This window comes from Halocalculus aciditolerans (assembly GCF_014647475.1).
GTDB classification, from domain to species: Archaea; Halobacteriota; Halobacteria; order Halobacteriales; family Halobacteriaceae; genus Halocalculus; species Halocalculus aciditolerans.
This window is the reverse complement of record NZ_BMPG01000005.1, coordinates 1-11,712: the sequence shown is the minus strand read 5'-3', so window position 1 is coordinate 11,712 and position 11,712 is coordinate 1. Positions and strand designations below refer to the sequence as shown.

The 11,712-nt window shown below is 68.8% G+C and carries 14 protein-coding genes; 9 read left to right on the top strand and 5 right to left on the bottom strand.

The annotated features are described in order from the left end of the window. The first annotated feature begins 161 nt into the window (after window positions 1–161). From IEY26_RS14925 to IEY26_RS14910, 4 genes are all read left to right on the top strand, one after another. Complete coding sequence (locus IEY26_RS14925) at window positions 162–878, top strand: HNH endonuclease (RefSeq protein ID WP_188980369.1); 717 nt, start codon at window positions 162–164, stop codon at window positions 876–878. 96 nt (window positions 879–974) lie between these two features. Next, the gene (locus IEY26_RS14920) at window positions 975–1,637 is read left to right on the top strand and encodes a lactate utilization protein (RefSeq protein WP_188980368.1); all 663 of its coding nucleotides are present in this window, start codon (window positions 975–977) and stop codon (window positions 1,635–1,637) included. 47 nt (window positions 1,638–1,684) lie between these two features. Further along, window positions 1,685–2,371 carry an NAD(P)-dependent oxidoreductase gene (locus IEY26_RS14915; RefSeq protein ID WP_188980367.1) on the top strand — a complete coding sequence of 229 codons (687 nt, stop codon included), beginning with the start codon at window positions 1,685–1,687 and terminating at the stop codon, window positions 2,369–2,371. Window positions 2,372–2,409: 38 nt separating this feature from the next. Next, the gene (locus tag IEY26_RS14910; protein ID WP_188980366.1) at window positions 2,410–3,507 is read left to right on the top strand and encodes a geranylgeranyl reductase family protein; all 1,098 of its coding nucleotides are present in this window, start codon (window positions 2,410–2,412) and stop codon (window positions 3,505–3,507) included. A gap of 12 nt (window positions 3,508–3,519) precedes the next feature. Here IEY26_RS14910 and IEY26_RS14905 read toward each other — a convergent pair whose 3' ends face one another. Continuing rightward, window positions 3,520–3,828: a DUF7562 family protein gene (locus IEY26_RS14905; protein WP_188980365.1), complete on the bottom strand. Its 309-nt coding sequence runs from the start codon at window positions 3,826–3,828 to the stop codon at window positions 3,520–3,522. A gap of 81 nt (window positions 3,829–3,909) precedes the next feature. Here IEY26_RS14905 and IEY26_RS14900 point away from each other — a divergent pair, with 81 nt between their 5' ends. Further along, window positions 3,910–4,389: an RNA-binding protein gene (locus IEY26_RS14900; protein WP_188980364.1), complete on the top strand. Its 480-nt coding sequence runs from the start codon at window positions 3,910–3,912 to the stop codon at window positions 4,387–4,389. An 87-nt stretch (window positions 4,390–4,476) separates the two neighbouring features. Here the strand turns inward: IEY26_RS14900 and IEY26_RS14895 are convergent, their stop codons facing one another. Further along, window positions 4,477–5,268, bottom strand: coding sequence for a DUF1028 domain-containing protein (locus tag IEY26_RS14895; RefSeq protein ID WP_188980363.1), 792 nt, complete (start codon window positions 5,266–5,268; stop codon window positions 4,477–4,479). 112 nt (window positions 5,269–5,380) lie between these two features. Here IEY26_RS14895 and IEY26_RS14890 point away from each other — a divergent pair, with 112 nt between their 5' ends. Next, window positions 5,381–5,737: a cell division protein SepF gene (locus tag IEY26_RS14890; RefSeq protein WP_188980361.1), complete on the top strand. Its 357-nt coding sequence runs from the start codon at window positions 5,381–5,383 to the stop codon at window positions 5,735–5,737. A gap of 129 nt (window positions 5,738–5,866) precedes the next feature. Here IEY26_RS14890 and IEY26_RS14885 read toward each other — a convergent pair whose 3' ends face one another. Continuing rightward, a complete protein-coding gene (locus IEY26_RS14885) occupies window positions 5,867–6,259 on the bottom strand; it encodes a DUF5611 family protein (RefSeq protein WP_188980359.1) in 393 nt (130 codons plus the stop codon). Window positions 6,260–6,296: 37 nt separating this feature from the next. After that, entirely contained in the window at window positions 6,297–7,475 is a 1,179-nt protein-coding gene (locus tag IEY26_RS14880) for a DUF7093 family protein (protein WP_188980357.1), read from the bottom strand. Between the two features lie 129 nt (window positions 7,476–7,604). On the opposite strand from IEY26_RS14880, the gene IEY26_RS14875 reads away from it, so the two are divergent. The 3 genes from IEY26_RS14875 to IEY26_RS14865 all read left to right on the top strand — a co-directional run bounded on the left by IEY26_RS14875 (window position 7,605) and on the right by IEY26_RS14865 (window position 10,497). Beyond that, a complete protein-coding gene (locus tag IEY26_RS14875) occupies window positions 7,605–7,907 on the top strand; it encodes a DUF6432 family protein (protein ID WP_188980355.1) in 303 nt (100 codons plus the stop codon). Window positions 7,908–7,952: 45 nt separating this feature from the next. Further along, entirely contained in the window at window positions 7,953–9,020 is a 1,068-nt protein-coding gene (ygfZ, locus tag IEY26_RS14870; protein ID WP_188980353.1) for a CAF17-like 4Fe-4S cluster assembly/insertion protein YgfZ, read from the top strand. 184 nt (window positions 9,021–9,204) lie between these two features. Beyond that, window positions 9,205–10,497, top strand: coding sequence for an RNB domain-containing ribonuclease (locus IEY26_RS14865; RefSeq protein WP_188980351.1), 1,293 nt, complete (start codon window positions 9,205–9,207; stop codon window positions 10,495–10,497). Between the two features lie 261 nt (window positions 10,498–10,758). Here IEY26_RS14865 and IEY26_RS14860 read toward each other — a convergent pair whose 3' ends face one another. Then, window positions 10,759–11,322, bottom strand: coding sequence for a GNAT family N-acetyltransferase (locus IEY26_RS14860; RefSeq protein ID WP_188980349.1), 564 nt, complete (start codon window positions 11,320–11,322; stop codon window positions 10,759–10,761). Between the last annotated feature and the right edge of the window lie 390 nt (window positions 11,323–11,712).

Genomic DNA, 11,712 nt, shown 5'->3' with positions numbered 1-11,712 from the left:
CGAGCGCCGACGGCGCGAGCGAGGACCGCGAAACGCCGACCGCTGAACGGAGTGAGACGGGAGGCGCGCGGTGGAGCGTTAACGCGGTTCGGAGCCCCCGTCGGAGAGGGTGTGGGTTCTGGCGGCGAAACGTTTTGATCCCGTCGTCGCGTCGGGGCGGTATGACGTGGCGCGAGTTGGTTCGGCGGGAGTTGGCGCGGTATCGCGCGGAGACGGGGACGGAGTTCGTCGAGCGCCGGGAGTTCCTCGACGTGGCGCTGCCGGCGTTCAGGGAGGCGTATCCGGAGGCGTCGACGCCGGCGCAGACGTTCAGTCGAGTGATGCAGGAGTTACGCGACCGCGGCGAGGTGGATTTTCACGCGCCGGGAACGTATCGGATTCTCGACCTCGACGTCGAGGACGCGGAGGCGACTGCGGGACGGGAGGCGGGTTCGAGGTGGAAGTCGGAGTCAGAGCCGTCGGGGAAGCGTGCGTACTCCGCGCGGGAGTACGAGACGGCGGTCGGGGCGCGGTCGATGCCGGCGGCGTTTCGGGAGTACGTGCTCGACCGCTACGGCCACCGGTGTCCGGTGTCGGGCGTCGACCACGACGCGCTCTTGGACGTGGCGCACGTCCTGCCGTGGAGTGAGTATCCCGAGCACCGCGCGGACCCGTCGAACGTCCTGCCGTTGAGCCGGACGGAACACGCGGCGTTCGACGCGGGCGTGTTCACGCTCGACGCGAAGTATCGGCTGCGGGTGGACCCGGCGTTCGAGACGGAGAGCGACGTGCTCCGCCGAGCCCTCCTCGACCGGGCGGGCGAGCGCGTCGACGTCCCCGAGGACGCGCTCGACGCCGAGTATCTCGCGGCGCGGAACGAGACGGTCGAGTGGTGGTGACGGCGCGGGCGTAATCAGGTGACGAGAGTGTTACTCATTCGGGCGCGTGCCGCCGCGGCCCACACGTTCTTCCGCCCGCCGAGACTCCACTCGGGTATGGGAGACCAGCGAAAGGCGGACTATCTCGAAGCGGCGGACGTCGAACCGAACCAGTGGGACAGCCACCCGAGCGACGCCGAGTTGGAGGAGACGGTGGAGAACCTGGAGGACCACGGGTTCGAGGTCGAGGTCGTCGCGGACGCGGACGCGGCGCTGGAGTTCGTGCAGGACGAGATTCCGGACGGGGCGTCCGTCATGGACGGGCACTCGACGACGCTGGAGGAGATCGGATTCATGGAGCACCTCCACGAGGGGGACCACGAGTGGGAGAACCTCCACGAGCACGTGTTCAGCATCGACGACGACGAGGCGCGGGCGGCGGCGCGCCGTGACGCGCAGACGGCGGACTACTTCCTCGGCGGCGCGAACGCGATTGCGCGGACGGGCGCGCTCGTCGCGGCGGACGCGTCCGGGAGTCGCGTGGGCGCGTACCCGTTCGCGGCGAAGCACCTCCTCGTCGTCGCCGGCGTGAACAAGATTCAGAAGGACGTCGAGACGGCGCGAAAGCGCCTGCGGGACTACGCGTACCGCCTGGAGGACGAGCGTTCGCAGGACGCGTACGGCGCGCCGAGCGCGATCTCGAAGGAACTCGTCTACCACCGCGAGCGCACGGAAGGCCGAACGACGGTCGTCCTCGTCGAAGAGACGCTCGGCTACTAGGGCTACGGACAGCACGCTTTTTCTCCGCGGGCGGCCTGTGAGTCGGTATGCGTATCGCAGTGTTCGGTGCCGTCGGACGGCTCGGAGAAGCGGTGGTGTCGGACGCAGTGAGCGCTGGGCACACGGTCACGGCGGTCGTGCCGAGCGCGGACGCGGCGCACGAGGCGCGCGGGCTCGGTGCGTCGCGGGCGGTCGTCGGCGACCCATATCGAGGAGCGGGAATCGCGGACGCCCTCGACGGCGCGGACGCGGTGGTGTTCGTCGAGCGGGAGCGGCGGTCGGCGGACGACCTCGGGGTGGCGGCGGTGCGGGTGACGGACGCGATGGAGCGCGCCGGCGTGCGGCGGTTCGTCGCGCTGTCGGGCGCGGGGGCGCGCGACCGACCGGGCGACCGGACGCTCCCGCTCCGGCTCTACGACGCCCTCCGTGGGGTTCGCGGGACGAGCGTGCGGACGGAGCGGGCGTTCGCGGGCCGGGTCGCCGACGCCGACCTCGACTGGACGGTGGTGCGCGCGGCGCGCCTGACGGACGGGCGGGGCGACGGCGTCTTCCAGCACGGCTACCGCCGCGTCGGCTTCCGGGACTCGGTGTCGCGGGAGAACGCGGCGAGTTTCCTCGTGTCGGTGGCCGAGTCGGCGAGCTACGTCGGCGGGATGCCGGTCGTGACGGAGCGGATGGAGCCGAAAGCGCACGCGTCGGGGCCGCTCGCGGGTGGCGCGCCGATGGGGCGGTAGGCGAAGGGTCTTTTCCCGCGCGTGGTCTTCTCCTCTCTATGTACGATTTCGCCGTGGTCGGCGTCGGCCCGCCGGGCGCGCGGTTCGCGCGTCGCGCCGCCGAGCGTGGATACGACGTCGTCGCGTTCGAGCAGGGCGAGCTCGGGACGCCGCTCGCGTGCTCCGGCCACCTCAGCCTCGACGTCTGGGAGTACGTCCCCGAGGCGGCGCGCGACGACCTCTTCCAGAACGAGATTCGGGGCGCGCGATTCCACGTCGGCGGCGCTGAGTCGACGCCGCATCCGTTCTACCGCGTGGGGGAGCCGGTGTCGAACGCCGTGGACCGCGTGCAGTTGGATAAGGTGTTGGCGGACGCGGCGCGGGACGCGGGCGCGGACGTCCGCGAGCACCACACGGTGACGGGCGTCGAAGAGCACGCAGAGGGCGTTGAGCTGACCGTGAGCGGGCCGGACGGCGTGTTTACGGCCGAGGCGCGGATGGTCGCGGGCTGCGACGGGCCGCGCTCGCGCGTCCGCCGCGAACTCGACCTGCCCGAACCGGAGGAGTTCCTGCACGGCGTGCTGGCGTTCGACCCGGAGCCGGACGACGACGACTTCGTCGACGTCCACCTGACGGTACCGGGGTTCTTCGCGTGGCGTATCCCGCGCGGGGACGCCGGCGTGGAGTACGGGCTGGCGGCCGCGCCCGACGTGAGCGGCGACGTCGGGGAGCGCTTCGACGCGCTCGTCGCGGACTACGGCGTCGCAGAGCGCATCGAGCACCGGTGTTCGGGGCTCATCCCCATCGGCCCGGCGGACCGCGTGACGAGCCGCCGCGGGTTCCTCATCGGGGACGCCGCCGGGATGACGAAGCCGTTCACGGGCGGCGGCATCCTCTACGGGATGACGGCCGCCGACTGCGCGGCGCGCGAAGTCGACCCGGCGTCGCCGGGGACGCTCGCGCGCTACGAGGACGCGTGGCGCGCGGAGTTAGGGAGAGAGATCGAACTCGGGAAGTGGCTCCGCCGGGCCTACGACCTCCCCGACCCCGTGAAGCGCGCGGGCCTGTGGGCGACGAGCGGCGAGATCCGCGTCCACATGGACAAGCCGACGAGCGCGCTCTCAGTCGACCAGCTGAAGGCGTTCCTCGGACGCTGAGCGAGTAGGGAACTAGGTCTCCGATTCTTGGACGGCGTCGGCGTATCGCGTGAGGAACTCGCGAGTGGTGACGTCGCCGGCCTGGAGGCCGCAGAGGAGCTGTTCGAGGCCGTCGCGGTCGCCGGGGGAGAGGTCGTCGAAGCACGCGGCGCAGAGGTACTCGGGCGGGTCGCCGGCGTGGTCGTGTCGGGCGTCGTCCGCGTGGTCACCGCTGTGGTCGTCGGTGTGGTCGCCGTGCTTGTGGTACTCGTACGCGTCGGCTTCGTCGACGCTGGTTCCACATGCGATACAGGTCACCGAATCCACGCCACGCCGCAGCATACCACACCCTATGCGGTGGCGGTACTTAGCGGTTCGCCCCCGACCGGCCGATTTATGCCCGACACCGGCGATACGGCGAGTATGAAGGTGTCTTCCCGCCACCACCTCCGGAGCGACGACGTCAGCGACCTCAACGACGCCATCGACGCCCACCTCGGCGTCCGCCTCGACGCCGACGCCTACGAACTCGTCGAGTTCGCGGACGAGGACTTCGATGTCGTGCTCGTCGACGGCGACCCGCTCGCGTGGTACGTCGACGACGAACCCTTCCTCACCGTGCAGGGCGCGAACGAGTACCCGCCCGAGGCGGGAACGGTGACCGTCGACGCCGGGGCGATCTCGTTCGTCAGCGACGGCGCGGACATCATGCGCCCCGGCATCGTCGACGCCGACGCCGGCATCGAAGCCGGCGACCTCGTCGTCGTCGTCGAGGAGACCCACGGGAAGGCGCTCGCCATCGGCCGCGCCCTCACCGGCGGCGACGACATGACCGGGAGCGAGGGGAAAGTCGTCGAGAACCTCCACCGCGTCGGCGACGAACTCTACGAGTTCACCGTCTAACGCACGCCCCGCTCACGCCCGCGACCTCATCCCCACACCCGCTTCTTCGACTCCGCCCGCTTCTTCGACTCCGCCCGCTTCTTCGACTCACTCCCCGTTCCCGCCCGCATCCGTGCCGCCGTCGCCCGCGCCGGCCGCGTTCTCGTCGGCGTTCGTTTCGTTGCCGTCCTCTGTCTCGTTGCCGTGCTCCACCTCGCCGTCCCCCGTCTCGTCGGCGTACTTCGCGAGGGCGTCGCGTTCGCCCTGTTTCGCGAGCCGGTAGGTCTCCCGGAGGTCGCTGATGGGGGATTCGCTGGCGTCGACGCGGAGGTCGTCGTAGTATGAGTCCGTGTCCTCGGTCGTGGCGACGCAGACGGCGGCGGACTGCACGGGGAGGTCTTCGCGTTTATCCCCGCCCTCGCCTTGGCCCGCGCCGAGCGCGTCGATGAGGCGCTCGATGAGCGGCGCGTCCGTCTCCCGACCGGCTTCGTAGGCCGCCGCCGTCTCGGTGACGACGGACTCGCCGGTGAGGAGGTTCCCGGCGACGGTGTAGCCGTCGCCGGACGTGTGCCCGTACCAGCCTCGGCAGTCGTCGCCGGAGAACGCGAAGGAGCCGTCGGCGTCGACGCCGTGGAGCTGGCGGTCGGACTGCCCGTCGTCCGCGTTCAGGAGGGACTGGAGGGCGTCCTCGACGGCGAGGCCGTCGTCGATGTACTCGACGCCTCGCTCGCCGAGGTCGACGTTGACGAGGCTCTGCGTCGCCACCGCCGCGTTCTCCGAGACGAACGGGCAGAGCGTCCCGACCGCGGGGAGCCGCGTCGTCACCGCGACGCCGAACCGGTCGTGTTCCTCGCCGTCGTCGCCCTCGTAGGTCTCGTGGACGCAGATGCTGAACGTCATACTCCCCGACTCGCCGGCCGCGAGTAAAAACGCACGCGAACCGGCACAGCCGGCGTTTCTTCTCGTCACGCCCGACGTAAGAACTATGGACGCCGCCGGGGTTCTAGCGCGTATGGGATTCATGGAGAAGATCCTCGGCGGCCGCGGCCGCTCGACCGAGGACTACGTCGAACTCGACATCGACATGCTCGGCAGCGAGAGCGCCGCCGACGCCCGGAACACGGTCTACATCGCGGAAATCGGCGGGCAAGAAGACGTCATCGCCATCAAGGACGCCGTCTACGACGGCGACATCGTCATCGCCGACATCACCCGCCTCCGCACGAAAGACCACACCGTCGAGCACGTCATGGACGAACTCCGTCAGGTCGCCCGCGAAGTCGACGGCGACATCGTCCAGAAGGGCGACGACCAGCTCATCATCGTCCCCTCCGGCATGGCCATCTCCCGGGAGAAACTCAACCGCTAACCCCCGCTTCGCGCGGCGTCTCGCGCCAGCCGAACTGCCGCTTCTGCTCTCGCTTTCGGAGGGAACGCGCCGCGTTCACAGAGATATCGACCGCGACGACCGAGCAGAAAGAGACCGCGGGTTCGAGAGTTACGAGACGTTGTCCGGGGTTTCGTCGTCCTCGACCTGGCGTTTGAGGGATTCGCGGCGGGATTTCGCGTCGCGGCCGGTGGCTTCGAGGAGGAACTCGTTCTTCGCGGAGACGGCGTCCTCGGCGGCGTCGACGTTCCCCTCCGCGATGACGTCGGCGGCGTCGCGCTCCTCGAACTCGACGGCGAGTTTGTCCTTCTTCCCGGAGTAAGCGACCGCGCCCGCGACGATGCGCTTGAACACGGGGTTGTCGGGGTCGCCGACGACGTAGAGGTCGGAGCCCTTGTACTCCTCCGTGCCCGTGATTTCGCCGAAGTACTCTTCGATGGTCCCCTCGAGGTCGGGGATTCGCTCTTCGAGGTACTCACCGCGTCGCATCTTGTACTCCTTCATGCGCGTAGAGAGTCGGGGAGACGGTAAAACGTCTTCGTCAGCGAGGGACGTTCCGCGATTCGAGGTAGCCGCGGTGGCAGTCCGGGCAGATGTCGCCCGCGCGAAGCGACAGCCGCTCGGGGGAGGCCTCGTGCCCGCACTCCCCGCAGACGAGGACCTCCTCGGGCTTCGCTCCGGGGTCCGCTCGGCTCCCCGCGCTCGCGGCGTCGCCCTCCGCGTTCGCGGCGTCGCCGTCCACGCGCTCGGCGGCTGTCGCGGGCTGCGCCGCGCTCGTGTCGCTCTCGTCGGACCCGAGGAGTTCCGCGTCCTCGTCGGCGGCTGCGGCGGACGCGGTCTCCTCCGTGCGCGACGGCGTGAGACTCCCGCCGAAGGAGACGCCCGACTCGCCGTCGTCGGTGTCGTCCGCGGGGTTCGTGGCGTCGTAGCCCTCGTCGACGCCCGCGGCCTCCGGCCAGCCGCCGTCACCGCCCGAAGACGTCGATGAGGCGGCCGTTCCGCTCGTCGAACGCGACCCGGACGTCGACGCCGACGCCGAACCACCGGTTTCCTGCGACCGCGTCGAGTCGGTCGGGGTCGACTCCGTCGTCGTGGTCGTGTCGGTCATGACTTCGACGTCCTCGCCGTCGGGCGTGGGTTCCTCCCCGGTGAGTTCACCGACGTTCTCGCCGTCTGCGCCCGCGGGCTCCGACCACTGCTCCTTCCCGGCTTCCTCCTCGCCAGTGTCTTCGAGGATGATGCCGTCGTCCTCTTCTGCGGACTGCGCCGGTTCGAACTCCCCGCCCGCCGAGCCCTCGGACGCCGACGTCGACGGTTCCGGCGTCCCGCCGGACGACGCCGAACGCCCGCTCCCGCCGCCGTCGTCGTCCGGGTCGGGCCAGTCCGTCTCCGCCTCGATACGCTGGTCCTCGATGCTCGGCTCCGCCTCGGCCGCTTCGTCGGCCGACGTGGACTGCGCGGTGTCAGCCGCAGCGTCGTCGTCGCCCGCGTCGCTGGTGGCGTCGCCGGGCCGCGTCGTGTCTTCGTCGATGCCGACCTCTTCCGGCTGGCGGATGGAGCGGACTTCCGTGTTCTCGCTGACTATCTGTTCGTTCCCGCAGCGCGTACACGTCTTCACCTCGCGGACCGTCTCCACCACCTCGTTGCCTTGCTCCTCGCGGTTCCGGACGACCTCCGGCTCGCCGTAGTCGTGACCGAGGAGAGAGCATGTGAGACCCATTACGGCGTGTCTACCCTATCCGGCGGGAAAAGACTACCGACCAACTCAGCGGCCCGTGATTCGGCAGACGCGACGTGGCTGGCGCACTCGGGGGATACGGTAAAGGCGCTCGGGCGGCTACCACCGTGTATGCAGGCGAAGCGCCAGTACCGGGACCGTGACACGACCGAGGTCGCGGTGCTCGACGCGCTCGTCGACCGACGCGAGGAGGGGATGACGGTGTTCGAACTCCGGTCGCGCGTCGACGCCGACATCGACGACCTCGAAGAGTCGCTGAGCGCGCTGAAGTCAGACGGCCTCATCACCGCCGAGTCGAACGGCGAGGAGACCCTGATTCGGCCGGCCGACCGCGTCGTCGCCGAGGACGTCACCGCGCCTGACGGCGGCGAGGAGTCCGTCATCGCGTGGCTGCGTCGGAAACTCGGGCTGTAGGCCGGGAGCGGTCGGTTTATCCACGCGGCCGCCCGACGTTCGACTATGACACTCATCCGCGACACGCACGCGGACTACGGCGCGTCCTTCGAGACGGTCGGCGGACGCGAGTACCCCGCTGAGTACGGCCGCTCGAACCGCGCACACCGCGCCGTGCGGAACGTCGTCGGCGTCACGGAGACGCCGTACGGCGTCGTCACCGTCTCCGGCGACGACCGCCACGAGTTCGTGAACGACGCCGTCACGAACGAAGTCCCGACCGAGGACGGCGCTGGCTGTCGGTGCTTCCTCCTCGACCCCCAGGGCGGCATCGAGTACGAACTCACCGTCTGGGTGACGGCCGACTCCCTGCTCGTGTTCACGCCGCCGGGCCGCGCGAGCGACCTCGCCGGCGAGTGGAGCGAGAAGGTCTTCATCCAGGACGTCTCCGTCGAGGCCGCGACCGAGCAGTTCGGGACGTTCGGCGTGCACGGGCCGAAGGCGACGGAGAAAGTCGCGAGCGTCCTGCACGGCGCGACCGCGCCCGAAGACGCCTTCACGTTCGTCCGCGGACGCACGGCCGACATCGGCGTGAACGTCGCGCGCCTCGACGACCCGACCGGCGACGAAGGCTACGAGGTCTTCTGCGCCGCCGCCGACGCCGAACCCGTCTTCTCGACGCTCGTGACGAACGGCCTCAACGCGACGCCGTTCGGCCGGACCGTCTACGAAGCGCTCACCCTGGAGGCCGGCACCCCCCTCTTCGACACCGAGCTCGAAGGGAAGATTCCGAACGTCGCCGGCCAGGACGCCGCCGTGGACTACGAGAAGGGCTGCTTCGTCGGCCAAGAAGTCGTCTCCCGCGTCCACAACCGCGGCCGGCCGAGCGAACGCCTCGTCGGCGTCTCCTTCGAACGCGACAGCGACGTCGCCCCCGGCCCGCTCGACGACACGAACGGCGAGATAACGAGAGTCGCAGACAGCCCGATGCGCGACGCCACGCTCGCCTTCGCCTACGTCCCCTTCACCTTCGAGGACCCGTACGTCACCCGCGACGGCGAGACGGGCGCAATCGAGAAACTCCCGTTCGTCGAGACGGAGAGTCGCTCCGGCCGGACTCCACAGTACGACTGAGCGGCAGAGTCGAACTCTCTCTCGTGTGCCCGTTTTCGGAACACTTGGAACGCGGCGGAAACAGCCGACCGGACGAACACTCCGGGTGGAAAGGGGGCGAGTCGTCGGCGCTCCCCCGCGTACGTCCGACCGATTCGACACATAGCGGCGACACGACTAACTACGGCCTCGTCTTATTCGGGGTATGAGCGAAGAGCAGGCCGCGGCCGGGACGGCCGAAGGCCAGGGTCCGGTGCGGATCTCCGAGACGCTGGGCCGCCAGCTGGAGAACAAGCGCGAGGACCTCTTCGAGAAGTTCGAGATTACGGACGGGTTCCCGCCCGAAGTCCTCGAGGAAGCCGAGGAGCGGACGGACGGCGTCCAAGAAGAGATTCAGTCGGAGGTCGAGGAGCGCGAGGACCTCCGGGAGATGACGACGTGGACGACGGACCCGGTGGACGCCCAGGACTTCGACGACGCGTTGAGCGTCGAGGAGCGCGACGACGAGTACGTCCTCTGGGTGCACATCGCGGACGTCTCTCACTACGTCCACCCGGGATCGGCGATGTGGGAGGAGGCCATCGACCGCGGGAACACCGTCTACCTCTCGGGGTACACGATTCACATGCTACCGCCGACGCTCGCGGAGTCCGTGTGCTCGCTCGTCCCGAACGAGGACCGCCTCGCGCACACGGTCGAGATGCACCTCGATAAAGAGCATCTCTCCTTCGAGAACATCGAGATCTACAAGTCCGTCATCCAGTCGGACGAACGCCTCACCTACACGCAGGCGGAAGAGCGCCTCGACGACGAGGACGCGGCGCTCCACGAGGAGAGCAGGCTCGTCTTCGACATCGCCGACCGCATGCACGAACAGCGCAAGGAGGACGGCTCGCTCGTGCTGAATCCGCGGCGCGACCGCGCGCACACCATCATCGAGGAGTGCATGCTGAAAGCGAACAAGGCCGTGACGCACGAGCTGATGTGGAACCGCGGCGTCGAGGCCGTCTACCGCGTCCACCCGCAGCCCACGCCCGACGAGTGGGGCGAGGCGCTCCGCGAGATCCAGGAGCTCGACGGCGTCTCAATCCCCGGGTCGACGTGGGACGACCCGCGGAAGGCCGTGAACGCGACCTTAGAGCAGGCTCCCGAGCGCCAACTCGGGAAGATTCAGTGGGCGGTGATGAAGGTCATGCCGCGCGCGAAGTACATGAACGACCCCTTCGGCGGCCACCACGCCCTCAACTTCGAAATCTACGGGCACTTCACGAGCCCAATCCGACGGATGAGCGACCTCGTGAACCACTGGATCGTCGACACGAACGACGTCCCCGAGGACCTCGTCCAGCTCTGCGACCACGCCAGCGAACGCCAGAAAGCCGGCGAGACCTGCGAACGCGAGTACAAGAACTTCCTCCAGGAGGTCGGCCTCGACCCCAACCAGGTCAACAACCGCGGCATCGTCGTCGACGAAGACGTCGACGAGATTCAGTACTGAATCTCGTCTGCTCACGAGAACTCCGTTCTCGTGAACGTCGAAGAGATCGAGTACTGACTCGATCTCGTCTGCCAACCGGAACGCGAACCGTTCTCGTGAACGTAGAGGAGATCGAGTGCTGAACCCCTCCGGCTCGCGAGGGCGTTACTCTCGTGAACGGGGAGAGAAGTCACGTACTGATGGGGCACCGTCGGGTGCCGTGTGTCACTGCGACGGGGTATTCTCTCGGACCGTGAGCGGTTAGCGGGTGAAGAGTGCTGCTTAGAGTGATTCGGAGGAGCGAGAGGGGTGGTCGTGTTCGGGTTCGAGCGGGCCGGTGAAGGCCTTCGTGTGTTCCGTGGCGGGGGCGTCGCCGAAGCCGGTGGTGTCGCCGTCGGGGTCGAAGCCGCGGCCGCGGAAGAAGGCGCTGCCGACTTCGTTGCCGTCGAGCGGGGCGGCGGTGAGGGCGGTGACGCCGGCGGCGCGGAGGGCGTGTTCGGCGGCTTTGAGGAGGGCCGCGCCGACGCCCTCGCGCCAGAACTCGGGGAGGACGGCGACGTCGTGGACGGTGGCGGTGGAGGGTGCGTCGGGGTCGACGGTGGCGTGGATGAAGCCGATGACGTCGGTGGTCTTGGCGGCGTCGGCGTCGAGGACGGCGACGTAGTAGCACGCTGACTCGCGGACGGCGGTGCGAATCGCGTCCTCGGTGTAGGTGTCGTCGAAGACGTCGTCGAGCGTAGCGTCGGTGACGGCGTCGGCGCGGGCGGCGCGACCAGCGGCGCGCGCGACGTGTCGAACGCCCCGTGCGTCGCCCGCGTTCGCCGAGCGGACGGTGGCAGAATCCATACGCGGAGTGCGTACCGCGCCGCCAAGAACCTACGGGCCGGGACGAATCACGCGGGCTTCACGACGACGACTGCCACGCCGAGCGTCGAGTAGATACCCTAGGAGATGAGGACGTAGCTGTCCGGGTTCTCCGGGTTGTATTCGAGCTGGCAGCCGCCGATCTGTATCTCCGTGTACTCCGTGTGTGGAACGCCGATTCCGGTCATCGTACACTAAGATACACCATCGAGCAGTTAGTAAATTTCGGCCGCATAGTACAGAAATGAAGTCGGGCGGCGCAAGGACTCTCGACGAAGAACAGTCGTCCACCGAGAGTGCGAGTGGAGACGAAACCGAATAGAGAGACCCCCTATACCGTCAGTCGTCGGGTTTTCCAGGGGAAACAGAGGG

Coding starts and splice junctions, on each gene's coding strand:
- IEY26_RS14925 (WP_188980369.1), top strand. CDS start 162: ATGACGTGGCGCGAGTTGGTTCGGCGGGAGTTGGCGCGGTATCGCGCG.
- IEY26_RS14920 (WP_188980368.1), top strand. CDS start 975: ATGGGAGACCAGCGAAAGGCGGACTATCTCGAAGCGGCGGACGTCGAA.
- IEY26_RS14915 (WP_188980367.1), top strand. CDS start 1,685: ATGCGTATCGCAGTGTTCGGTGCCGTCGGACGGCTCGGAGAAGCGGTG.
- IEY26_RS14910 (WP_188980366.1), top strand. CDS start 2,410: ATGTACGATTTCGCCGTGGTCGGCGTCGGCCCGCCGGGCGCGCGGTTC.
- IEY26_RS14905 (WP_188980365.1), bottom strand. CDS start 3,828: ATGCTGCGGCGTGGCGTGGATTCGGTGACCTGTATCGCATGTGGAACC.
- IEY26_RS14900 (WP_188980364.1), top strand. CDS start 3,910: ATGAAGGTGTCTTCCCGCCACCACCTCCGGAGCGACGACGTCAGCGAC.
- IEY26_RS14895 (WP_188980363.1), bottom strand. CDS start 5,268: ATGACGTTCAGCATCTGCGTCCACGAGACCTACGAGGGCGACGACGGC.
- IEY26_RS14890 (WP_188980361.1), top strand. CDS start 5,381: ATGGGATTCATGGAGAAGATCCTCGGCGGCCGCGGCCGCTCGACCGAG.
- IEY26_RS14885 (WP_188980359.1), bottom strand. CDS start 6,259: ATGAAGGAGTACAAGATGCGACGCGGTGAGTACCTCGAAGAGCGAATC.
- IEY26_RS14880 (WP_188980357.1), bottom strand. CDS start 7,475: ATGGGTCTCACATGCTCTCTCCTCGGTCACGACTACGGCGAGCCGGAG.
- IEY26_RS14875 (WP_188980355.1), top strand. CDS start 7,605: ATGCAGGCGAAGCGCCAGTACCGGGACCGTGACACGACCGAGGTCGCG.
- ygfZ (WP_188980353.1), top strand. CDS start 7,953: ATGACACTCATCCGCGACACGCACGCGGACTACGGCGCGTCCTTCGAG.
- IEY26_RS14865 (WP_188980351.1), top strand. CDS start 9,205: ATGAGCGAAGAGCAGGCCGCGGCCGGGACGGCCGAAGGCCAGGGTCCG.
- IEY26_RS14860 (WP_188980349.1), bottom strand. CDS start 11,322: ATGGATTCTGCCACCGTCCGCTCGGCGAACGCGGGCGACGCACGGGGC.